A 20,590-nucleotide genomic window follows, 5' to 3' on the forward strand; every position below is an offset into this window, starting at 1 on the left:
CGGAAGATGCGGCGGACACGTGCAACACACCCTCCTGACGTCGGGAAATGCCCGGCGTCCGTTCGAGTCCGAAGGAGGTGGGACAGTGACGCACACGCACCAGTACGAGATGATGGTCATCATCGACGCGGCGGTCGACGAGCGCCAGGTTCCCGCGTACCTCGACAAGTACCTCAAGGTCATCACCGACTCTGAGGGCACGATCGAGAACGTGGACATCTGGGGCAAGCGCAAGTTCGCCTACGAGATCCAGAAGAAGAACGAGGGCATCTACGCCGTCGTGAACTTCACCGCCACGAGCGAGGCGACGCAGGAGATGGACCGTCAGCTCGGTCTCGCCGACGACGTCGTTCGCACCAAGATCCTCCGCGCGGAGGAGGCCATTGCGATGGTCGCGTCCGAGGCCAAGCGGGCCGAGGCGAAGGCCGCGCGCAAGACGGCGGCGAAGGCCTAAGGTCGGAGCATGGCAGGCGAAACCGTCATCACCGTCGTAGGCAATCTGACCGCCGACCCCGAGCTGCGCTACACGCAGTCCGGCGTCCCCGTGGCGAATTTCACGATCGCTTCGACCCCGCGCACGTTTGACCGCGCGTCGGGCGAGTGGAAGGACGGCGACGCCCTGTTTCTCCGGGCCAGCGTCTGGCGCGACTTCGCCGAGCACGTCGCGGGTTCGCTGACGAAGGGCATGCGCGTCATCGCGCAGGGCAACCTCCGTCAGCGCAACTACGAGACGCGCGAGGGCGAGCGTCGCACGTCGATCGAACTGGACGTCCAGGAGATCGGCCCGTCGCTGCGCTACGCCACAGCTCAGGTCACCCGCGCCGCCTCGAGTGGAAACTTCGGCGGCGGCAACAACGCCGGCCAGGTTTCCGGCGGCGGATACGGCGGCCAGCAGCAGCGCCCGCAGCAGCAGGCATCGGATGAGCCCTGGGCGACGCCCGGCTCGACCGGCGCCGACGCGTGGAGCACCCCGGGGTCGTTCTCGGACGACACCCCGTTCTAAATTCTTCTTTTTCGTAAGGACCCATCATGGCTGGAAAGTCAAGCGGCGACCGCCGCAAGCCGCGCAAGGGTGGCAAGAACGCCGCCCCGGCGAAGCACATCCGGGTCGGCGTCATCGACTACAAGGATGTCGCGACCCTTCGCAAGTTCATCTCGGAGCGTGGCAAGATCCGCGCCCGTCGTATCACCGGTGTCTCGGTGCAGGAGCAGCGCCTCATCGCGCGCGCGATCAAGAACGCGCGCGAGATGGCCCTTCTTCCGTACGCGGGCGCGGGCCGCTAAGGAGATCCCATGTCGAAGCTGATTCTCACGCATGAGGTCGACGGCCTGGGTAGCGCCGGAGACGTGATCGAGGTCAAGGACGGGTACGCCCGTAACTACCTCATCCCCCAGGGGTTCGCCGTGGCGTGGACCCGTGGTGGCGAGAAGCAGGTCGCGCAGATCCGCGCCGCCCGCAAGGCTCGCGCCATCGCGACCCACGAGGAGGCCGAGGCGCTCAAGCAGTCGCTCGAGCAGGCTCGCGTCAAGGTGTCGGCGAAGGCCGGCGCCGAGGGCCGCCTCTTCGGCTCGATCAAGCCCGCCGACATCGTCGCCGCCGTGTCCGCGGCCGGCCTCGGCGAGCTGGACAAGCGCAAGGTCACGATCCCCTCGGCCATCAAGGCCACGGGTGACCACGAGGCGCTCGTTCGCCTGCACGAGGACGTGACCGCGGTCATCTCCCTGCAGGTCGTCGCGCTCAAGAAGTAACGCGCACCGCATTCGAGAAGGCGTCGTTCCGCCCCGTGCGGGACGGCGCCTTTTCGTGCCCGAAACATGGGTGAAACCGTGAGGTTCATCCACATGCCGCCGGGCGTGTTCAAGTCTCAAGCCCGGCTTTAACCACACTTCTGTCCACAGGGTGTGGGAAGAAGAAAAGCCTGTTCAGAGGCGCGAAATTCGGATCCGCTCCGCCCTCTCCCCACATTCTCCACAGGCACAGTCCACAGGTTCTGCGGCGTTTTACCCAGGACTCTCCACAGAGTTATCCACAGGGTGGATTGAGCGCACGGGGAGGGCCTCGTAGGCTCGCGTTTCGGCGCCCGCAGCGGCGCCGTTCGGATGTCGGGGGTGCCTGCTGGAATGGTCCTCGCGCGCGGGTGCGCGGGCAGGCGAGCGATCCGAGAAGGCGAGAGGGGAAGTCCGTGTCGATCAACGAGGTGGTCACCGAGCGACTGGGCCGTTCCGGCCGCGAGGCCGAGCGCACGCCGCCGCACGACCTGCTCTCCGAGCAGTCGACGCTCGGCGGCATGCTGCTGTCGAAGGACGCCGTCGCCGACGTGGTCGAGACGCTGCGCGGCACCGACTTCTACATCCCGAAGCACGAGCTGATCTTCGAGGCGATCCTCTCCCTCTACTCGCACGGCGAGCCGACCGACGTCATCGCGGTCACCGACGAGCTGATCAAGACGGGCGACCTGCAGCAGGCCGGCGGTGCCGACTACCTGCACTCGCTGACCTCGATCGTGCCGACGGCGGCCAACGCCGGCTACTACGCGTCGATCGTGCAGGAGCGCGCGCTCCTGCGCCGCCTCGTCGACGCGGGCACGCGCATCGTGCAGATGGGGTACGACGGGCAGGGCGAGGCCGTCGAGCTCGTCAACCAGGCGCAGGCCGAGATCTACGGCGTGACGGGGCAGGAGCAGTCGGAGGACTACGTTCCCCTCGAGATCGCCGTGTCGGCGGCGATCGACGAGATCGAGATGGCCAAGGGCCGCGACGGCGAGATGACGGGCGTGCCCACGGGCTTCGCCGAGCTCGACGGCCTGACGAACGGCCTGCACGCGGGCCAGATGATCGTCGTGGCCGCGCGCCCCGCCATGGGTAAGTCGACGCTCGCGCTCGACTTCGCGCGCGCCGCCGCCATCAAGCACGACCAGCCCGCGATCTTCTTCTCGCTCGAGATGGGCAAGACCGAGATCGCGATGCGCCTGCTGAGCGCCGAGGGCCAGATCCCGCTGCAGAAGCTCCGCAAGGGCGATCTCGACTCGCGCGACTGGACGACCCTCGCCTCGACCCGCGGGCGGATCAACGACGCGCCCCTGTACGTCGACGACAGTCCCAACATGACGCTCGTGGAGATCCGCGCGAAGTGCCGCCGGCTCAAGCAGCGCGTGGGCCTGAAGATGATCATCATCGACTACCTGCAGCTCATGACGAGCGGCAAGCGCGTCGAGTCGCGCCAGCAGGAGGTCTCGGAGTTCTCTCGCGCGCTGAAGCTCATGGCGAAGGAGCTGCAGGTGCCCGTCATCGCGCTGTCGCAGCTCAACCGTGGCCCCGAGCAGCGCCAGGACAAGCGCCCGATGGTGAGCGACCTGCGCGAGTCGGGTTCGATCGAGCAGGACGCCGACATGGTGATCCTCCTCCACCGCGACGAGGTCTACGACAAGCAGACCCGCCCCGGCGAGGCCGACCTGATCGTCGCCAAGCACCGCAACGGCCCCACGGCCGACATCTCGGTTGCCTTCCAGGGCCACTACAGCCGCTTCCACGACATGGTCCACATGGACGGCGGCGGGTTCGGGGACGAGTAGGGGCGGTTACTGATCGGGGTGGACCTTATGTTCGCGGGCGCAGTTACTCATAATTCTTGACGCGAAAATTATGAGTAACTCCGTCGACCGGGAGTATGGCGCCGATCTGCACCCGGCGGCGAATGCGCGCATCGGCGCTGGTATTCCGCCGTGTGTTACCCGTGGCACGATCTACGTATGGCTGGCTCAATTCATGCGCACATTGTCGAGGGGACCCGAATTCGGGTTGAGGTAGTTTCGGATCAAGGCGCTCGGTTGGGCATCAGCGGCGACGTCTTCGAGGCGGAGCCGCACCTGGAGGATGACGGGCCGCTCGCACACAACGTCGCGCTCGTGCACAACCTGTGGGCGTACGGCAAGAGCTGGTACGCCGCCAGCACCGTCTCGAATGAGGACGCCTTGCGCCTCGATTCGGCCGACGCGCAGAAGGCCGCGCTCAAGCTCGTAGATCGGGCACGGAGCGAGGCGAAGAAGCAATCGGCGTCCTTCGCCAAATTGGCGCAATGGATCGCGGATGTCGCCGATGACGTCTCGCTACTCGATGTGGAACATGCATGGTGCTCGTCCTGCTTCTTCGAGACGGAGCACCGCAAGTCGAATCGTCCGGTCGGGCAGGTCGCCGTCTATGTGTGCCAGGGATGCGGTGCGGCAACGCTGCCGTGCGTTGCGCCCGGATGCCGGAACATGGCTGTGCGGGATCGGGGAGGCGTGCGGATCCCGCGGTTTTGCGCGGAACACCGGCGCGACATCCCCGGCTTCGAGAAGGCGCAGAAGACCTTCGGTGCGCTTCACGATTACGAGGAGTACCTGAAGTACGAGAAGCCCGACCTGGCGCGGGCTTCTCAGATCGTCGTGGGTAGCGCGGTGGTGGCGGGAGTGGCCCTCCCTCTCGCCTTCCTGGCCGCGCCAGCTATCGGTGGCGCGCTCGGCTCGCTCGGGATGTTCGGCGGCTATGCCGGCGCGGCGGCGACGTCCCACGGCCTGGCCATGCTGGGTGGTGGGACGATCGCGGCGGGCGGCCTTGGCATGGCCGGAGGAACGGCCGTCGTGACCGCGGTGGGCGGCGCGGTGGGCGGCGCACTGGGAGCCTCAGTATCGACGGCCTATTTGCGCGAGGACAAGTCGTTCGGCATCGAGCTCCTGCGTCCTGGGGCAGGTGGTGTGCCGGTGCTTGTGGCGAACGGGTTCCTCACGGGAGGCGCGGGCGAGAGATGGGGCGGTTGGAAGGACGTGGTCGACGCGCGTTATCCCGACTCGCCTGTCTACCGCGTGCGATGGGGCGCAAAGGAACTGAAGGACCTCGGCGCCTTCGTGGGCAATGCCGCTGCCTCGACATCCGGCACGGTGGCGGCGCGGGCCGCGGCGATGCACGCGACGAAGGCGGGTGCGCGTCTCCTGGGGAACCTTGTCGGGCCTGCCCTTGTCGCCGCGGAGCTCGCGAAGAATCCTTGGCATGTCGCCAAGAGCCGCGCGGACAAGACAGGTGTCATCCTCGGCGACCTGTTGGCGCGCACCGACGCCGAATCGTACGTGCTTGTCGGCCACAGCCTCGGTGCCCGCGTCATGGCTGTTGCTGCGGAGACCCTCGGAACGAAGCCGGGTGGTCCCCGAATTCAGGCCGCGCACCTCCTTGGTGCGGCGATGGGCGCGCGCGGAAACTGGGATGCGCTGACCGCGGCGGTGGATGATCGTGTCTATTGCTACTTCTCGACAAACGATCGGGTGCTGAACTACCTGTATCGCACGGCGCAGGCGGGCGAGGTCGCGGCCGGATCGTCAGGATTCCAACCGGCGTCGAGCAAGATCGAGAACGTGGACGTCTCCGACGAGGTTTCCACGCACTCGGACTACCTGACTCACGTGGCCATGAAGTAGGCCCCGCCCCTACCCCCGCCGGATCCGCTTCGTCGCCATCTCGCGGATGACGGATCCGGCGCTGGGGCCGAGGTCTTCCCACGCGTCGCCGACGCGGGCGAGGTCGAGCTTGCCGGCCTGCACGCGCTCGCACACCCGCACCCACGCCTCGCCCATCGCGTAGGTGAGCGCGAAGGCGACGGAGCTGCCGATGACGCTACCCGCGCCCGGGATGAGCTTGAGGAAGCTGCGCGCGAGCGCCTGGCCCGTGATCTGCGCCGACAGCTGCGCGATCGTCGACGTCGACAGCATGGACGTGAGCTTCAGGTCGTAGACGGCCGCGATCTTCGCCATCATCGTCACCTGGATCGGCGCCAGGGCGGTCGCATCCGCGACGGGGAGGGGAACCGCGGTCGCTGCGGCAGCGGAAGCCGCCGCAGCAGCGATGATGGGCCGGGCCATCTTGCGCTTCCAGGGGAGGTTGAGTCGCTGAGCCACGCGAAACGCGTCCTTCTCGTCTTCCGGCGAGAGGGCGAGCGTCTCGGCCACGAGCTCACCGAGCCCAGGCCCCGCGCCCTTTCCGTGCGGCCCGTGCGCGGCGGTGGGGATGACGGCGTGCACCGGGAGGGGGATCCGGTTGCCGTCGTGATCGCGCGGATCCACGAGCCAGTCGCGAAACTCCGCCACGTCGCGCGGGAGGCGAACGGATCCGGTCACCGGGTGGCGCGAGAACTCCACCTTGGTCAGGACGAGGATGACGGGGAGCCCGGCTGCGTCGAGCTCGCGGATCATCGCGACGTCGGCGTTCGTCAGGCGGTCGGCGCGGGCGGCGACGCAGTACCAGACGACGGAGATCTGCTCCTCCGCGGGCCGGGCCGCGATCCGCGCGAGGTGTCCGCGCAGCGCCTCGGCCGGCGACGTGGCCGTCCCGATCTCGAAACCCTCGACGTCCCAGATCCCCAGCACGTCGTCGTGGTAGTAGTGCACGCCCTCCGTCACGGGCAGCCCCTTGCCCACGCGGGCGAGATCGCGGCCGAACACCGCGTTGACGAGGGAGGACTTGCCCACCCCCGTGCCGCCGACGACGGCGAGGTTGAAGCGCCCGTAGCGCCGGCGGGCCTTGTCGTGCGCGTCGACGAAGGCCTCGTTCGTGTCGTTCATGGCACCCCCGGTCCGCAACCTATCGCGCCCGACGGGCGTCAGCCGAGACGCGCGATGAACTCGTCGGCCATGTCCAGCTGCCGCGCCAGCTTCGCGCGGCGCTCGCGCGCGTCCTCGCGGAAGCGCTCGAGCGCGGCCGGGGCGTCCGGATCCGTGCCGTCGACGGCCGCCAACAGCGCCGCCATCTCCTCGAGCGAGTACCCGAGGGGCTTCATGCGCCGGATGACCAGCAGCCGGTCGAGGTCGCCCTCGCTGTACTGGCGGAAGCCGCCCTCCGACCGCCCCGACGGCTTGACGAGGCCGACCTCGTCGTAGTGCCGGATCGTGCGCAGCGAGAGCCCCGTGCGCTCCGCGAGCTCGCCGATGTGCATGAGGGGCGCGTCGGTCATGGCTCTCCCGTCGACGGGTCGTCGTTCAACCCTACCCTTACGTTACGGTAGGGTTGAACCGGTCCGATCGGACCACGCCCCATTCTTCCGCGCCGACCTGAGCCGCCGGTGCGCGCTGCCGAGGAGCCGCATGACCGCCGTCACTCCCGCGCAGGATCCGTCCTCGCGCTACCGCATCGAGCCGACCGTCCTGCAGGCGCTGCGGAGCCCGCGGATCCTCACGCGCGAGGTGCTCGCGGGCCTCGTCGTCGCGATCGCCCTGATTCCCGAGGCGATCGCCTTTTCCATCATCGCGGGGGTGGATCCGCGGGTCGGGCTGTTCTCCTCCTTCGTCATGGCCGTCACGATCGCGTTCGCGGGCGGGCGTCCCGCGATGATCTCGGCCGCGACGGGCGCCGTCGCGCTCGTGGTCGCCCCGGTCGTGCGGGACTACGGGCTCGAGTACCTCCTCGCGACCGTGATCCTCGGCGGGCTCATCCAGGTCGTCCTCGGGCTCGTCGGCGTCGCGAAGCTCATGCGCTTCATCCCCCGCTCCGTCATGGTCGGGTTCGTGAACGCGCTCGCGATCCTTATCTTCTCCGCGCAGGTGCCGGAGCTGATCGGCGTGCCGTGGCTCGTGTACCCCCTGTTCGCGGTCGGGCTCGCCGTGATCCTCCTCTTGCCGCGCCTGACGAAGGTCGTGCCCGCGCCGCTCGTGGCGATCGTGCTCGTCACCGCCGTCGTCGTCGCGATGGGCATCGACGTGCCGACGGTGGGCGACAAGGGCGCGCTGCCCGACAGCCTGCCCGCGTTCCTCTTCCCCGACGTCCCGCTCACCCTCGAGACGCTCCGGATCATCGCCCCCTACGCCCTCGCGATGGCGGTCGTGGGGCTGCTCGAATCCCTCATGACCGCGAAGCTCGTCGACGAGATCACCGACACGCACTCCCGCAAGCCGCGCGAGGCGGTCGGGCAGGGGGTTGCCAACGTGCTCTCCGGCCTGTTCGGCGGCATGGGCGGCTGCGCCATGATCGGCCAGACGATGATCAACGTGAAGGCCTCGGGGGCGCGCACGCGGATCTCCACCTTCCTCGCCGGCGTGTTCCTCCTCCTTCTCGTCGTGGTCTTCGGCGACGTCGTCGCGCTCATCCCGATGGCGGCGCTCGTGGCCGTCATGGTCGTCGTCTCGGCCTCCACGTTCGACTGGCACAGCGTCCGCCTCTCGACCCTCCGGCGCATGCCGAAGAGCGAGACCGCGGTCATGGTCATCACGGTCGCGGCGACGGTGTGGACCCACAACCTCGCCGTCGGCGTCGTCCTCGGCGTGCTCGCCGCGATGGTCCTCTTCGCCCGCCGCGTCGCGCACTTCGTCACCGTGACCCGCGAAGCCTCCGCGGAGGAAGCCCGCTACGCGGTCGTGGGCGAGCTATTCTTCGCCTCGAGCAACGACCTCACGACGCAGTTCGCCTACGCGGAGGACCCGGATCGGGTCGTCATCGACATGTCGCGGTCGCACGTCTGGGACGCCTCGACCGTCGCCGCGCTCGACGCCGTCGTCACGAAGTACGCCGCCCACGGCAAGACGGCCGTGATCGAGGGCATGGACGGCGCGCCCGGCGACCTCCACCGCCGCCTCTCGGGCGGCCTCGGCGGCGGCGAGGGCTGAGCCGCCCCGGCGCGGATCCGCCCTGCGGGGGAGGCGCGCGCGGCACCCTCCGCGAGACGATGGCACCGTGAACGCCACCGACCTGTTCTCCCCGCACGACGCCCGACCGGGGATCCCGCCCGCGCGCGTGCCGTGGATCCCGGTCGCGGCCTTCCTCGCGATCGCGGCGGGCCTCGGCTGGCTCGTGTGCCTGCCGCTCTGGCTCGGCGACGGGCTGGGCTCGCCCCTGTTCCCCGTGTGCGCCGCGGTTCTTATGGCGACGCCGACGCTCGCGGCGCTCGCGGTGACTTTCGCGACCGTGCCCCGCGGATCCCGCGCCCGCTATCTCGGGCTGATCCCGTTCCGCCCGGTGGGGCGGAAGATCGCGCTGTTCCTCTTCGCGCCCGTCGCGCTGTTCGCGATCGCCTTCGGTGCCATGGCGCTCGCCCATCTCGCCGGCTGGTCGCCGATCGATCCCGGCATGACCGCGCTCGCCGCGCAGCTCCAGGCGATCGGCGGGCCCGACACCCTGACGTTCGTCGTCGTGCAGTTCGTCCTCGCGCCCGTGGCGATCGTGCAGGCGACCGTGCTCGCCTTCGGCGAGGAGCTCGGCTGGCGCGGCTACCTCACGACCGCGCTCGCCCCACTGGGGTTCTGGCCGTCCGCCGCGATCATCGGTGTCGTCTGGGGGCTGTGGCACGCCCCCGTGATCCTCCTCGGTTACAACTTCGCGCGCCCCGACGCCGGCGGGCTCGCCCTCATGTGCGTGTTCACGCTGCTCGTCGGCGTGCTGCTGCAGTGGACGCGCTACGCCACGCGCAGCGTGTGGCCCGCCGCCGTCGCGCACGGCGCGCTCAACACCGCCTTCGCGTACCCGCTGTGGTGGGCGAGCGCGGGCGCGGATCCGTTGTGGGGATCCGCCGTCGGGATCCCGGGGTGGATCCTCCTGGCCGCAACGATCGTCATCCTCGTCCTCACGCGCGCGTTCCGCCCCGCGCCCGACTGGACGCCGCGGCCGGACCCCCGGGCCGCCGGCGCCTGAACCGTTCCGGCGGGGGAGGCGGATCCGCCGTGCGGGGGAGGCGGTCCCCTGCGCGGCCGGGTGGACTGGTCACATGATCGAATCGCTCCAGTCGTTTACCGAATCCCTCCCCCCGGCCGTGCAGTGGCTGGGACTGATCCTGCTCGGGGCGATCCCCTTCGTGGAGTCGTACGCGGGGTCGTTCGTCGGGGTGCTGGCGGGGATCCCGCCCGTCGTGGCCGTGGCGGCGGCGGTCCTCGGCAACGTCATCTCCATGACGATCTTCGTGCTGTCGGCGCACGGTATCCGCTCCGCCGCGACCCGGAACCAGGAGCCGAAGGAGCTGAGCCCGCGCCGCCAGAAGCTCAAGGCGCGCTTCGATCGCTATGGCGTTGCGGGCGTGAGCCTGCTGGGCCAGCTCGTCCTCCCCAGCCAGATCACCTCCGCGATCATCGTGGGGTTCGGGGCGCCGAAGAACCGCGTGATCTTCTGGCAGGTCATCTCGATCGTGCTGTGGGGCGTCCTGTTCGCGGGCCTCGCGCTCGCGGGCGTGCAGATTGCGGGGCGCTTCTGACGCGTCAGAGCGGCTCGCCCGGGATCGCCGCGTAGGCGGCGCGGAGCGTGTCGAACGCCGGGTGATCGGTCGGCCACGAGACCCCGTCGATCGACGCGATCGGCCGGACGCCGACGCCCGAGCTCGTCGCGAACGCGGCCTCCAGCGTGCCGAGCCGCTCGAGGCCGACGGGCTCGACGCGGCCGCCCGCGTGCGCCTCGAGGAGCGCGCGGGTGACGCCGGGGAGCGCGTCGCCCGACGCCCACACGATCTCCCCGCCCGCGACGACGCCCACGTTCCACGTCGGGCCCTCGGCGAGGCGACCCCACGGATCCACGAAGATCGCGTCGTCGAACCCCGCGCGCTGCGCGAGCCGGCGCTGGCGCAGCGCCGCGAACAGCCCGGTGTGCTTGATGCGCGGCTCCTGACGCCCGAACGGCGCGGACCGCAGCCGGAGCGGCGCGGGGGCGTGCGCGAGGGCGGGGCGCGGGGTGACGAGGATCCGCGGGTGCGCGTCGGCGCCCGGCCGCACGAGCGTGAGCGCGGGGTCGAACAGCGTGATGCGCGCGACCACGCGCTCCGGCTCGTCGGCGATCGCGGAGCGGATCCGGTGCCGCACGAGATCCAGGTCGAGGTCGACGTCGAAGACCTCCCGGGTGTCGCCCGCGAGCCGGTCGAGGTGGAGGCCGAGGCCCCGCACGCGCCCCGCGTCGACGTCGATCGTCGTGAAGTGCCCGAAGCCGAGGAGGGCGAGGGGAGCGAGGTCGGCCGGATCCGCCGGCGCACCGTCGAGCTGCTGCATGCCCCCAGTGTGCCGCGTGGACGGCGGATCCGCGGGCGGCGGGGGAGAATGGGCGGATGACCGACGCGACCGCCCCGCCCCGGGTGCTCATCGTCGACAACTACGACTCGTACACCGGCAGCGTCGAACAGCTCGTCTGGGCCGAGACGGGCGCGCGGCCGACCCTCGTCCAGAACGACGCCGTCGACCCGGCGCGCCTCGACTCCTTCACCCACATCGTCCTCGGCCCCGGCCCCGGGACGCCGCACGAGGCCGCCGACGTCGGCCGCGGTCTCGACGTGCTCGGCGCGGCCCGCGTGCCCGTGCTCGGCGTGTGCTTCGGGTTCCAGGCGATGGCCGTCGCGCTCGGCGGATCCGTCGTTCGCGCCCGCCCCGCGCACGGGCGGGTCGAGCGGGTGACGCACGACGGATCCGCCCTGTTCCGCGGCGTGCCCCGCACGTTCGACGCCGTCCGCTACCACTCGCTCGTCGTCGCCGAGCCGTCTCCCCTGCGGATCACCGCGCGCGCGGCCGACGGGACCCCGATGGCGGGGGAGCGGCCCGAGGCGGCGTGGTGGGGCGTGCAGTTCCACCCCGAGTCGATCGGCACGCCGGACGGGCGGCTCATGATCCGCGCCTTCCTCGCGCAGGGACGGGCCCCGCGATGACCTGGACGCTCCTCTCGGACAGCCGCCCGCTCGAGAACGCCCCCGACGCGATCTTCGCGCACCTGTATGGCGACCGGCCCGTCGCCGTCTGGCTCGACAGCGCGCAGCGCGCGTACGGCATGGGTCGCTGGTCGCTCCTGGGCGCCCCGGAGACCCCGCGCGACGACGTCATCCGGGCGGACGACGACGCGGTCTGGGACGCGCTCGCGGCGGCCGTGACCGCCCACCCCGTCGCGCCCGCCGGTCTCCCGTTCGCGGGCGGGTACGTCGGATCCGTCGGGTACGGCGCGAAGGCGATCGGCACGGGGGAGCGGGGCCCGGGCCCCGCCGCCGAGCTCGTCCACCTCAGCCGCTTCCTGCTGATCGACCACGAGGAGGGGCGGATCCACGCGGTCGCCGTCGGCCCGGAGGCCGAGGCGCGCGAGGCCGGCGCCTGGGTCCGGCGCGCGCTCGAGGAGGCGGGCCGGGCGCCGGACCTCGCGGATCCGCCCCTGCCGGACCCCGCCGGCCCGGCCTCGGTGAGCGTGAGCCGCGCGGGCTACGTCGCGGACCTCGCGCGCGTGACGGGCTGGCTCGAGGCGGGCGACTCGTATGAGGCCTGCTACACCTACGCCCTCACGTTCCCGTTCGCAGGCGACGGGTTTGCGGCGTACCGCCGCCTCCGCCGCGGCAACCCCGCCCCCTATGCGGCCTACCTCCGGCTTTCGGGCCGCGAGGTGCTCTCGTGCTCGCCGGAGCGCTTCCTCGCCGTCACCCCGGGCGGCCGCGCCGAGACGAAGCCCATCAAGGGCACGGCCCGGCGCGATCCGGATCCGGCGCGCGACCGGGCGGTGGCCAACGCGCTCGCCGCGGATCCGAAGACCCGCGCCGAGAACCTCATGATTGTCGACCTGCTGCGCAACGACCTCGGCCGGATCAGCGCGCCCGGATCCGTCGAGGTTCCGCGGCTCATGGCGGTCGAGAGCTATGCCACGGTGCACCAGCTCGTGACGAGCGTGACCGCCCAGCTCCTGCCGCGGGAGGCGGCCGGCGTCCGCGCGGCCGAGGCGCTGTTCCCGCCCGGATCCATGACGGGTGCCCCTAAGCGGCGCACGGTCGAGCTGCTCGACCGGCTCGAGAGCGCCCCGCGCGGGGCGTATGCGGGCGCGATCGGGTTCTTCTCGCGCTGCGGATCCGTCGACCTGTCGGTCGTCATTCGCACGGCCGTCCTCGCGGGCGGAACCGCCACGATCGGCACGGGCGGCGCGATCACGATCGACAGCGACGCGGAGGCGGAGGCCGACGAGACGATCGCGAAGTCCGAGGCCGTGCTCCGGGCGTTCGGCCGCACGCACCCCTGGGCCTGAGGCGCTACGCGACGGGCGCGGCCTCCGCGGTCCGGGCGTCGCGCGGGGCGGCACCCGCCGCGCGAGCGCCGCGGGCCGGGCGAGTGGCCCACACCTGGCCGCCGATCACCGCCGCCATCGCGAGCGCGAAGCCGGCCGCCTGCGCGGGGGTGAACGTCTCGCCGAGGATCCCGACCCCGATGGCGGCGGCCACGAGCGGCGACAGCGCGGGGAGCAGCCCCGACGCCGCGATCGGCAGCCTCTGCACGCCGCGGAACCACAGCGTGTAGGCGACGAGCCCGCCGACGAGCGCGAGCCACGCGTAGCCGACGACGCCCCGCGCGCCGATCGCGCTCGGCATCTCGTCGAACGCGAGCGTGAGGGGGACGAGGACGATCCCGCCCGTCGTGAGCTGCCAGCCCGCGAATCCCAGGGCGCCCACGCCCGCGGGCCGCCCCCACTTCTTCGTCAGGACCGTGCCGAGCGCCATGACCGTCGTGCCGCCGACCGCCGCCGCCAGCCCGATCGGGTCGAGGCCCGCCGCCGGGCCGAGCGCGACGAGCGCGACGCCCACGGCCCCCGCGATCGCGATGGCGAGCGAGGAGGGGCGGATCCGCTCGTGCAGCACCGGCCCGCCGAGGAGGATGGCCACGAGAGGCCCGAGCCCCGCCGCGGCCGCCGCGACGCCGCCCGGGAGGCGCTCGGCCGCGACGAACAACAGGGGGAAGAACAGCCCGATGTTCAGGGCGCCGAGCGCGAACGCGCGCCCCCACCAGCGGCCGCGCGGGAGGCTCCGCGACAGGGCGATCGCGACAAGGCCCGCCGGCAGCGCGCGCACGAGCGCGGCGACGTACGGGTGCCCGGGCGGCAGCAGCTCCGTCGTGACGGCGTAGGTCGTGCCCCACGTGGCGGTCCCGAAGGCGGCGAGGAGGAGCGTGGCGGTCCGGTGCATGTCTCTAGGCTCGCGTCGCGCGACTCATGAGTCCAACGCATTCTTGTCATCCGCATCATGAACGCGGATCATGGATCCGTGGAACTGCAGCATCTTCGGTACGTGCTCGCGCTCGCGGAGCACGGATCCTTCACCCGCGCGGCCGCGGCGTGCCACGTCACGCAGTCGGCGCTGAGCCACCAGATCGCCGCGCTCGAGGCCGAGCTCGGCGCGCGCCTGTTCACCCGCGGCGCACGGGAGGCGCGCCCGACGGAGGCGGGCCGGGCGCTCCTGCCGCACGCGTCGGCGGCGCTCGCGGCGGTGCGCCGGGCGCGCGACGATGTGGCCGCGGCGCAGGGCGTCGTGCGCGGCACGCTGCGGATCGGCGTGATCCCGACGACCGTGGCGGTCGACATCCCGCAGGCGGTGCGCGCCTTCCGCGCGCGGCACCCGGCCGTGCGCGCCGAGCTGTCCCTCGGCTCGAGCGACGAGATGATCGCGCAGATCGTCGGCGGCGATCTCGACGTCGCGTTCCTCGGCCTGCGCGCCGACGTCTCGCCCGCGGGCGTGGCCGCGCGCGAGCTCCGGCGCGAGCGCCTCGTGACGGTCCTCGGCCCGGGCCATCCGCTCGCGCACCGCCGGCGGCTCGCGATCGCCGAGCTGGACGGATCCGTGTTCGTCGACTTCCCGGCCGGCACCCCGGGCCGCGCGCAGACGGACCACGCGTTTGACGCGGCCGGGATCCGCCGCGACATCGCGTTCGAGGCCTGGCACGCCGATCACATCCTCGGCCTCGTCGCGGCGGACCTCGCGGTCGCGATGCTCGCCCCGGCCGTGGCGGAGGGCGCCCCCGGCGTCGTGGCGATCCCGACGACGGGCGCGGCCGAGCGGGTCGAACACCTCGCCTGGCACGCGACCGACCCGAGCCCCGCCGCCCGGGCCTTCGTCGCGCTGGTCGGATAATGGGTCCGTGCCGCTCGAGATTCGCGAAGACGACCTGACCCATCCCGCGACCCGCGCCCTCGTGGCGGGGCACGTCGCGGAGATGCGGGCCGGATCCGCCCCCGAGCTCGTGTACGCGTACGACCTCGAGCGGCTCCTCGCGCGCGGCGTGACGCTGTGGTCCGCGTGGGACGGCGACGCCCTCGCCGGGGTCGGCGGGCTTGCGGAGATCGGGCCCGGCCGCGGCGAGCTGAAGTCGTTCCGGACGCACGCCGACCACCTCGGCCGCGGCGTCGGACGGCGGATCCTCCGGCACGCGCTCGCCGAGGCGCGGGCCCGCGGCTATGCGTCGGTGTGGCTCGAGACGGGCACCGCCCCGTCGTTCGACGCCGCCCGGCACCTGTACGGCAGCGAGGGCTTCGTCCCGTGCGCCGCCTTCGGCGACTACGTCGACAACCCGCTGTCCCACTTCATGCGGCTCGACCTCGGCTGACGCGCGCGCCGGCCCCCGGAGTTGACGGATCCGGGGGCGTCCGGTGGGGTGGACGGATGAACCACAGGCGCGTGTCGTTGGGAATCGCCGGGGAGCTCGGCGCGAAGAAGGCGGCCGCGCTCGCGCCCCGCCTCGAGGAAGCGGGCTTCCGGACCCTCTGGATCAACGAAACCCCCGGGACGAACGCGCTCGAGGTCGCCGCGGCGGCCGCGCGCGAGACGGAGAGCCTCCGCGTCGCGACGGGCGTCATCCCGATCGACCGCCGCTCGGTCAGCGAGCTGCTCGACGATCTCGATCGCCTCGATCTCCCGACGGACCGGCTGACCCTCGGCATCGGATCCGGCCAGATGCGCCGCGGCGCGCTCGCGGCGGTCGAGCAGACCCTCGCCGAGCTGCGCGCGGGCACCGATGCGCGGCTCGCGCTCGGCGCGCTGGGGCCGCGCATGCGCGAGCTCGCGGCGCGGCACGCCGACGCCCTCGTGCTCAATTGGCTGACGCCCGAGGCGGCCCGGGAGCAGTCCGAGGCCTTCCACGCCGTCCAGCCCGCCGGGGAGGTCGTCCTGTACGCGCGGACGAACGCGGATCCGTCTGCCCGGGCTCGCCTCGAGGAGGAGGCCGACCGGTACGGCGGCTACCCGGCGTACGCCGCCCACTTCGCCCGGCTGGGCGTGACGGCGCGCGAGACCGTCCTGCCGCCCGAGCCCGAGGGGGAGATCGCGCCGCGCCTCGGCGCCTACACAGCGGCCGTCGATGAGGTCGTCCTGCGTGCCATCACCCCCGGCGACCGCACGGACGAGTTCCTCGCGTTCCTCCCGCTCGCGCGCGCCCGGGCCTGACGCGCGCGGGTGGACCGCGCCGCGCGGGAACGAGAAAGGGGCGGGATCCGCCGCGGATCCCGCCCCCTCGCCCCGCGCATGCGGGGCGGCGCGCGGATCCCCATATCCGCGCGGGTCTTTCTCAGCCCAGGTTGACCGCCATCTCGTTCGGCGCGGCCGGGAGGGCGTCGCTCTCGGCGAGCACCTCGCCGGTGGCGAGGTCGACCGAGACGACGCGGTCGTTGGCCACGTCGGCGACGTAGGCGACGGCTCCGTCGGTCGTCAGCGCCGGGTGCGGGTCCTGCCAGTCGGCCGGGCCCTCCCACGCGTCGATGACGGGGAACTCGTCCGTCACGTCGCCCGTGGCGGGGTCGAGCACGTGGATCGCGCCGTCGGTGCCCAGGATGTAGGCGAGGTCCTCCGGTCCGCGGACCGCGCCGCGCCAGGTGTACTCGATGCCGCCGAGGTCGGCGACCTCGTACGTGTGGGCCGCGGTGTCGATCAGCGCGACGGATCCGAGGAGGTAGCCCTCCGCGTCGGGGTCGTTCTTGTAGTCGCCGACGACGATCGGGCTCGTCTCGGAGACGTAGGCGTTGCCCATACGGCCGTACTCGTCCGGCGCCTCGAACTTCTCGAAGTCGCCGTCGTGGAACAGCAGCGCGCCGTTCTCGCAGCCGAAGATGACGGCCTCGCCGGCCGCGGTGCCCTCGCCGTGGATGCCGGGGCACGCGTCGGAGGAGGCGAGCTCGTGGAAGTGGTCGTCGTGCGGCTCGAGCGCGACGGCGCCGGAGCGGCTCGTCGCGTCGCCGACGGTCGTGACGAGGGTGCCGTCCTCGAGGACGATGGACACACCGTGGTGCGGCTCCTCCGCCTCGTAGGTGGTGGTCTCGGGGAGGGCGCCGTCCGAATCGAGCAGCGCGGTCGTGTCGAGGATCGTCGTCTCGCCCCAGCCGTCCGAGTAGAGGACGGTCTTCCCGCCGTGGCGGACGACGTGGCCCGCCGCGTCGGCGGCGATGACCGTGTCGGTGAGCTCCGGCGTGGCCGTGTCGAGGACCTGGAATCCCTCCGAGGTCGTGACGAACACGTTCCGGCCGTCGCCGACGGCGTTCAGGCGCGTGAAGTCTTCCGACGGGAACGACTCGACGACCTCAAGGGTCTCGGCGTCGAGGACGAGGACCTCGCCAGCGACCGAGACGGCGAGGCGCTCGCCGGCCGCGACGTCCGCGGCCGCGGCGGATCCGGCGTCGGCGGACCCTTCCCCGGCGGATCCGGTCGCGCAGCCGGTCGCGATGAGCGCGACGGCCGCGAGGGACGCCGCACCCGCGAGGGCGCGTGTGCTCCTGGTGAACATGGTGTTCCTTTCGTGCTGTGGGGCGCTCACGGTGCGAGGCCCTGGGCGATGCGCTCGGTGTTGGCGCGCATCATGGACAGGTAGGTGTCGCCGGTCTCGCCCGGCTCGGCGAGCGACTCGGTGAACAGCGGGGTGACGGCCACGTCGATCCCGGCCTCGGAGGCGAGCACCTCCATGAGGCGCTCGGGCTGGGATGAGTCCGCGAAGATCGTCGCGACGCCGGCCTCCTCGATCGCGCCGGCGAGGTCCGCGAGGTCCGCGGCCGACGGCGACGCGAGGGTCGTGCCGCCCGGGACGGCGGCGCCGACGACCGTGAAGTCGAAGCGCTCGGCGAGGTAGCCGAACACGTGGTGGTTCGTGACGAGCTGGCGCGCGTCGGCGGGGATCGCGGAGAACGCGGCGGCCATCTCGTCGTCGAGGTCCGCGAGCTCGGCCCGGTACGCGTCGGCGTTGTCGGCGATCGCCGCGGGATCCACGCCGTCGAGGGCCGCGACCTCCTCCTCGAGCGCGTCGACGACGTCGACCATGCGCGCCGGGTCGGTCCAGAAGTGCGGATCCGGGCCCTGCGCGTCCGCGCTCGAGTACGCGACGACCTCGATGTGGTCGCCCGCGACGAACCGGTGGGCGCCAGCGTCCTCGGCGGCGACGAGGTGCTGCTCGACGCCCTCCTCGAGCCCCAGGCCGTTCGAGACGACGAGGTCGGCGTCGTGCAGGCTCGCCGCCTCCTGCGCGGAGATCTCGAAGGAGTGCGGATCCGCGTTCGGCTTCATGAGCGTCGTCACGGTCGCCTCGTCGCCCGCGATGCGGGTGGTGACATCGCCCAGGATGTTCGTCGTCACCTGGATCTGGGGGCCGTCCCCGGCCGCGGTCGCCCCGCAGCCCGCGAGCGCGGCGGGCAGCGCGAGGGCACCGGCGACGATCGCGGCGGCGCGGCGGACCCTCCGGCCCGTCATCGCCCGACCTCGATCGCGGCGTCAGGGGCGGTGGGCGTGGCGACCTCGCGCGCGATGCGCGCGCCGTCCGCGTAGTCGATCTCGTAGACGAGCCCCGCCCCGGGCGCGGTCAGGTAGGCGCGCTCCGTGTCGACCGTGAGGGTCGCGCCGGCGGGATCCTCGACGAGCGGATCCGTGGATCCGAGCGCCTTACCCGCCTCGTCGAACACGCGCACGGCCCCCGCGGCGTCGACGGCGACGAGGTGGCCCGCCGCGTCGTCCGCGGCGACGACGCGACCGAGCTCGGCGTCGACGTCGACGTGCGTCCAGGCCGCGGCGCGGGTGTCGAGCAGCCAGACGCCCCCGTCGTCCGCGAGCGCCGCGACGGTCGGTCGGTTCTTGCGCCCCGCGAAGTCGCTCGCGAGCGCGCCGCCGTCGGGGAGCGCGACCCGCTCGATCGCGGCGTCCGCGCCCCCGCCGGTGACGATCAGCGCGCCGTCGGCGCACGCGACCGCCGTGCCGACGCGGGTCGTGACGGCGCCCGTCGGGTCGGCGCACGCGACCGTTTCTCCCGCCGCGCCGGACGCGTCGTACAGGGTGGCGGTGTCGGCGCCCGGCCCGTCAGCGACCGCGACGAGCGCGCCGTCCCCCACCGGGGCGACGACGCCGGACGTCGCGCCGGTGGAGACGCGGAAGCGCTCCGAGATCTCCCCGTCGTCGAGGGCGGTCATGTCGAGCGCGACGGCCTCGCCGGATCCGGCGAAGAAGACGCCCGTCGTGCCCGCCGAGGACAGCGGTGGCGTCGTGACGTGCGCGGCTCCGTCGCCGGGGAGGGATCCGACGACGCGGGGCTCGGCGAGGTAGTAGTGGAAGTGGTCGCCGTGGTCCCACGTCCACGCGCCGCCGTCGACGATGTCGACGCCGTCGGCGGTCGTCACGAAGGCGAACCGGCCGTCCGAGGCGACGCCGGCGGGTGCGCCGACCTGGCCCAACGCGCTCTCCTCGCCCGAGAGGAGGTCGACGAGGCCGACCTCGCCCTCGGCCGAGACGGACAGGACCCGGGACTGCGGCTCGGACATCTCTTGCGCACCGTCGACGGCGCCGTGGCCCGCGTCGGGCGCGGACGCGGGGGAGGCGGACGGGGCGGTCGCGGCGCCGGAGGCGCAGCCCGCAAGGGCGAGGGTGGCGAGGGCCGTGGCGGACAGGAGGGTGCGTCGGATCATGTGGAGCTTTCGATGCCGGGGTGTGCGGGTGCGGCTCATGCCGCGGTGACGGGGGCGGGAGTATCGGCGGGCGCGGGGGCGCCCGGGGCGTGGGTGGCGTGGGTGCGGCGGGTGCGGCGCAGCGCGGCCGACGCCGCCGCCGAGGCGCCCGCGAGGAGGATGGCGAGGCCCGCGATCGTGGGGCCCGCGGCCGTCGCGGCGTACCAGGAGATGAGGAGGCCGCCCCAGACGGCCGCGACGCCGAAGGCCGTGGCGAGCGCCATGGTCGCGGGGATCGTGCGCGTCCACCGGCCCGCGGCGACGGCCGGCGCGAGGAGCATGCCGACGACGAGGAGGGATCCCACCGCCTGGTACGACGAGACGATCGCGAGCGTGACGAGCCCCGTGAGCGCGACCTGCGCGAGGCGCGGGCGGAGCCCCAACGTCTCGGCGATGCGGGTGTCGAACGCGGCCGCGACGAACGGGCGGTGCATCGCCCAGGCGATGCCCGCCGTCGCGACGAGCGCGGCCGCGAGGAGCGCGAGGTCCGCCGGGCGCACGGCGAGGATGTCACCGAAGAGCATGACGGTCGCGTCGGTGGCGAAGCTCGCGGAGTGGGACACGATGATGATGCCCGCCGAGAGCATGCCGACGAACAGTAGCCCGATGCTCGTGTCGTAGGAGAGCCGCCCGCGCCGCTGCAGCGCGCCGATCGCGGCGCTCATGGCGACGGCGCTCGCGGCGCCGCCGAGGAGCACGGGCCAGCCGGCGAGTGTGGCGAGGGCGACGCCCGGAAGCATGCCGTGCCCGATCGCCTCGCCGAGGAAGGCCATGCCGCGCGTGACGACCCAGGTGCCGACGATGCCGCAGATTGCGGCGATGAGGATCCCGCCGGCGAGGGCGCGGGCCATGAAGTCGGCGGCGAACGGATCGAGAAGGAGCACGAGGAGAGACCATACATGACAATGAGAACGGT

General features: G+C 72.4%; 22 protein-coding genes. 14 read left to right on the forward strand and 8 right to left on the reverse strand.

Features of this window, described 5'->3' with window-relative positions; genetic code table 11:
* Positions 1-109: 109 nt before the first annotated feature.
* The 6 genes from rpsF (at position 110) to G8E01_RS02235 (ending at position 5,447) form a co-directional block, all read left to right on the forward strand.
* Positions 110-454 carry a 30S ribosomal protein S6 gene (gene rpsF, locus G8E01_RS02210; protein ID WP_155048915.1) on the forward strand — a complete coding sequence of 115 codons (345 nt, stop codon included), beginning with the start codon at positions 110-112 and terminating at the stop codon, positions 452-454.
* 9 nt (positions 455-463) lie between these two features.
* Positions 464-1,003 carry a single-stranded DNA-binding protein gene (locus tag G8E01_RS02215; RefSeq protein WP_155048892.1) on the forward strand — a complete coding sequence of 180 codons (540 nt, stop codon included), beginning with the start codon at positions 464-466 and terminating at the stop codon, positions 1,001-1,003.
* A gap of 26 nt (positions 1,004-1,029) precedes the next feature.
* Positions 1,030-1,284, forward strand: coding sequence for a 30S ribosomal protein S18 (rpsR, locus tag G8E01_RS02220; protein WP_110588148.1), 255 nt, complete (start codon positions 1,030-1,032; stop codon positions 1,282-1,284).
* 9 nt (positions 1,285-1,293) lie between these two features.
* On the forward strand, positions 1,294-1,749 hold the full coding sequence (rplI, locus tag G8E01_RS02225) for a 50S ribosomal protein L9 (protein ID WP_166315248.1): 456 nt from the start codon (positions 1,294-1,296) through the stop codon (positions 1,747-1,749).
* 434 nt (positions 1,750-2,183) lie between these two features.
* Positions 2,184-3,572 (forward strand): replicative DNA helicase, encoded by a 1,389-nt coding sequence (gene dnaB, locus G8E01_RS02230; protein ID WP_338100718.1) that lies wholly within the window; start codon positions 2,184-2,186, stop codon positions 3,570-3,572.
* A 255-nt stretch (positions 3,573-3,827) separates the two neighbouring features.
* Positions 3,828-5,447, forward strand: a complete 1,620-nt coding sequence (locus G8E01_RS02235; RefSeq protein ID WP_166315254.1) for a DUF726 domain-containing protein — start codon at positions 3,828-3,830, stop codon at positions 5,445-5,447.
* A 9-nt stretch (positions 5,448-5,456) separates the two neighbouring features.
* Here the strand turns inward: G8E01_RS02235 and G8E01_RS02240 are convergent, their stop codons facing one another.
* Positions 5,457-6,587 (reverse strand): YcjF family protein, encoded by a 1,131-nt coding sequence (locus G8E01_RS02240; protein WP_155049082.1) that lies wholly within the window; start codon positions 6,585-6,587, stop codon positions 5,457-5,459.
* A gap of 38 nt (positions 6,588-6,625) precedes the next feature.
* Positions 6,626-6,976, reverse strand: a complete 351-nt coding sequence (locus G8E01_RS02245; protein ID WP_166315257.1) for a helix-turn-helix domain-containing protein — start codon at positions 6,974-6,976, stop codon at positions 6,626-6,628.
* Between the two features lie 130 nt (positions 6,977-7,106).
* Here G8E01_RS02245 and G8E01_RS02250 point away from each other — a divergent pair, with 130 nt between their 5' ends.
* From G8E01_RS02250 to G8E01_RS02260, 3 genes are all read left to right on the forward strand, one after another.
* The gene (locus G8E01_RS02250; protein WP_166315260.1) at positions 7,107-8,621 is read left to right on the forward strand and encodes a SulP family inorganic anion transporter; all 1,515 of its coding nucleotides are present in this window, start codon (positions 7,107-7,109) and stop codon (positions 8,619-8,621) included.
* A gap of 67 nt (positions 8,622-8,688) precedes the next feature.
* On the forward strand, positions 8,689-9,642 hold the full coding sequence (locus G8E01_RS13015) for a CPBP family glutamic-type intramembrane protease (protein WP_166315263.1): 954 nt from the start codon (positions 8,689-8,691) through the stop codon (positions 9,640-9,642).
* Between the two features lie 73 nt (positions 9,643-9,715).
* Positions 9,716-10,195, forward strand: coding sequence for a hypothetical protein (locus G8E01_RS02260; protein ID WP_166315266.1), 480 nt, complete (start codon positions 9,716-9,718; stop codon positions 10,193-10,195).
* Between the two features lie 4 nt (positions 10,196-10,199).
* Here G8E01_RS02260 and G8E01_RS02265 read toward each other — a convergent pair whose 3' ends face one another.
* Positions 10,200-10,976 (reverse strand): aminotransferase class IV, encoded by a 777-nt coding sequence (locus G8E01_RS02265; RefSeq protein ID WP_166315269.1) that lies wholly within the window; start codon positions 10,974-10,976, stop codon positions 10,200-10,202.
* A gap of 56 nt (positions 10,977-11,032) precedes the next feature.
* Between G8E01_RS02265 and G8E01_RS02270 the strand changes: the two genes are divergently transcribed.
* Together G8E01_RS02270 and G8E01_RS02275 are read left to right on the forward strand one after the other, a co-directional pair.
* A complete protein-coding gene (locus tag G8E01_RS02270; RefSeq protein ID WP_166315272.1) occupies positions 11,033-11,623 on the forward strand; it encodes an anthranilate synthase component II in 591 nt (196 codons plus the stop codon).
* The gene (locus tag G8E01_RS02275; RefSeq protein WP_166315275.1) at positions 11,620-12,969 is read left to right on the forward strand and encodes an anthranilate synthase component I family protein; all 1,350 of its coding nucleotides are present in this window, start codon (positions 11,620-11,622) and stop codon (positions 12,967-12,969) included. The genes G8E01_RS02270 and G8E01_RS02275 overlap by 4 nt, the downstream gene beginning before the upstream one ends.
* 4 nt (positions 12,970-12,973) lie before the next feature.
* On the opposite strand, the gene G8E01_RS02280 is transcribed toward G8E01_RS02275, so the two are convergent.
* Positions 12,974-13,900 carry an EamA family transporter gene (locus G8E01_RS02280; RefSeq protein WP_166315278.1) on the reverse strand — a complete coding sequence of 309 codons (927 nt, stop codon included), beginning with the start codon at positions 13,898-13,900 and terminating at the stop codon, positions 12,974-12,976.
* A 78-nt stretch (positions 13,901-13,978) separates the two neighbouring features.
* On the opposite strand from G8E01_RS02280, the gene G8E01_RS02285 reads away from it, so the two are divergent.
* Genes G8E01_RS02285 through G8E01_RS02295 form a run of 3 tightly spaced genes read left to right on the forward strand, consistent with a single transcriptional unit; the run spans position 13,979 to position 16,150 of the window.
* Positions 13,979-14,842, forward strand: a complete 864-nt coding sequence (locus tag G8E01_RS02285) for a LysR family transcriptional regulator (RefSeq protein WP_338100719.1) — start codon at positions 13,979-13,981, stop codon at positions 14,840-14,842.
* A gap of 7 nt (positions 14,843-14,849) precedes the next feature.
* Complete coding sequence (locus tag G8E01_RS02290; RefSeq protein ID WP_338100720.1) at positions 14,850-15,314, forward strand: GNAT family N-acetyltransferase; 465 nt, start codon at positions 14,850-14,852, stop codon at positions 15,312-15,314.
* Positions 15,315-15,370: 56 nt separating this feature from the next.
* Positions 15,371-16,150 (forward strand): LLM class flavin-dependent oxidoreductase, encoded by a 780-nt coding sequence (locus G8E01_RS02295; protein ID WP_166315284.1) that lies wholly within the window; start codon positions 15,371-15,373, stop codon positions 16,148-16,150.
* Positions 16,151-16,271: 121 nt separating this feature from the next.
* Here G8E01_RS02295 and aztD read toward each other — a convergent pair whose 3' ends face one another.
* The 4 genes from aztD to aztB are packed head-to-tail and all read right to left on the reverse strand — an operon-like array spanning position 16,272 to position 20,558.
* Positions 16,272-17,480 (reverse strand): zinc metallochaperone AztD, encoded by a 1,209-nt coding sequence (aztD, locus tag G8E01_RS02300; RefSeq protein WP_166315287.1) that lies wholly within the window; start codon positions 17,478-17,480, stop codon positions 16,272-16,274.
* 26 nt (positions 17,481-17,506) lie between these two features.
* Positions 17,507-18,433: a zinc ABC transporter substrate-binding protein AztC gene (gene aztC, locus G8E01_RS02305; protein WP_166315290.1), complete on the reverse strand. Its 927-nt coding sequence runs from the start codon at positions 18,431-18,433 to the stop codon at positions 17,507-17,509.
* On the reverse strand, positions 18,430-19,635 hold the full coding sequence (locus tag G8E01_RS02310; protein ID WP_166315293.1) for a YncE family protein: 1,206 nt from the start codon (positions 19,633-19,635) through the stop codon (positions 18,430-18,432). Before G8E01_RS02310 ends, aztC begins: the two co-directional genes overlap by 4 nt.
* 35 nt (positions 19,636-19,670) lie before the next feature.
* The gene (gene aztB / locus G8E01_RS02315; RefSeq protein WP_166315297.1) at positions 19,671-20,558 is read right to left on the reverse strand and encodes a zinc ABC transporter permease AztB; all 888 of its coding nucleotides are present in this window, start codon (positions 20,556-20,558) and stop codon (positions 19,671-19,673) included.
* Positions 20,559-20,590: the final 32 nt, after the last annotated feature.

This window comes from Microbacterium excoecariae, assembly GCF_011326725.1.
Taxonomy (GTDB): domain Bacteria; phylum Actinomycetota; class Actinomycetes; order Actinomycetales; family Microbacteriaceae; genus Microbacterium; species Microbacterium excoecariae.

Coding starts and splice junctions, on each gene's coding strand:
- G8E01_RS02275 (WP_166315275.1), top strand. CDS start 11,620: ATGACCTGGACGCTCCTCTCGGACAGCCGCCCGCTCGAGAACGCCCCC.
- G8E01_RS02250 (WP_166315260.1), top strand. CDS start 7,107: ATGACCGCCGTCACTCCCGCGCAGGATCCGTCCTCGCGCTACCGCATC.
- G8E01_RS02310 (WP_166315293.1), bottom strand. CDS start 19,635: ATGATCCGACGCACCCTCCTGTCCGCCACGGCCCTCGCCACCCTCGCC.
- rplI (WP_166315248.1), top strand. CDS start 1,294: ATGTCGAAGCTGATTCTCACGCATGAGGTCGACGGCCTGGGTAGCGCC.
- rpsF (WP_155048915.1), top strand. CDS start 110: ATGATGGTCATCATCGACGCGGCGGTCGACGAGCGCCAGGTTCCCGCG.
- G8E01_RS02265 (WP_166315269.1), bottom strand. CDS start 10,976: ATGCAGCAGCTCGACGGTGCGCCGGCGGATCCGGCCGACCTCGCTCCC.
- G8E01_RS02295 (WP_166315284.1), top strand. CDS start 15,371: ATGAACCACAGGCGCGTGTCGTTGGGAATCGCCGGGGAGCTCGGCGCG.
- aztC (WP_166315290.1), bottom strand. CDS start 18,433: ATGACGGGCCGGAGGGTCCGCCGCGCCGCCGCGATCGTCGCCGGTGCC.
- G8E01_RS02280 (WP_166315278.1), bottom strand. CDS start 13,900: ATGCACCGGACCGCCACGCTCCTCCTCGCCGCCTTCGGGACCGCCACG.
- G8E01_RS02240 (WP_155049082.1), bottom strand. CDS start 6,587: ATGAACGACACGAACGAGGCCTTCGTCGACGCGCACGACAAGGCCCGC.
- G8E01_RS02260 (WP_166315266.1), top strand. CDS start 9,716: ATGATCGAATCGCTCCAGTCGTTTACCGAATCCCTCCCCCCGGCCGTG.
- G8E01_RS02270 (WP_166315272.1), top strand. CDS start 11,033: ATGACCGACGCGACCGCCCCGCCCCGGGTGCTCATCGTCGACAACTAC.
- G8E01_RS02245 (WP_166315257.1), bottom strand. CDS start 6,976: ATGACCGACGCGCCCCTCATGCACATCGGCGAGCTCGCGGAGCGCACG.
- G8E01_RS02215 (WP_155048892.1), top strand. CDS start 464: ATGGCAGGCGAAACCGTCATCACCGTCGTAGGCAATCTGACCGCCGAC.
- aztD (WP_166315287.1), bottom strand. CDS start 17,480: ATGTTCACCAGGAGCACACGCGCCCTCGCGGGTGCGGCGTCCCTCGCG.
- rpsR (WP_110588148.1), top strand. CDS start 1,030: ATGGCTGGAAAGTCAAGCGGCGACCGCCGCAAGCCGCGCAAGGGTGGC.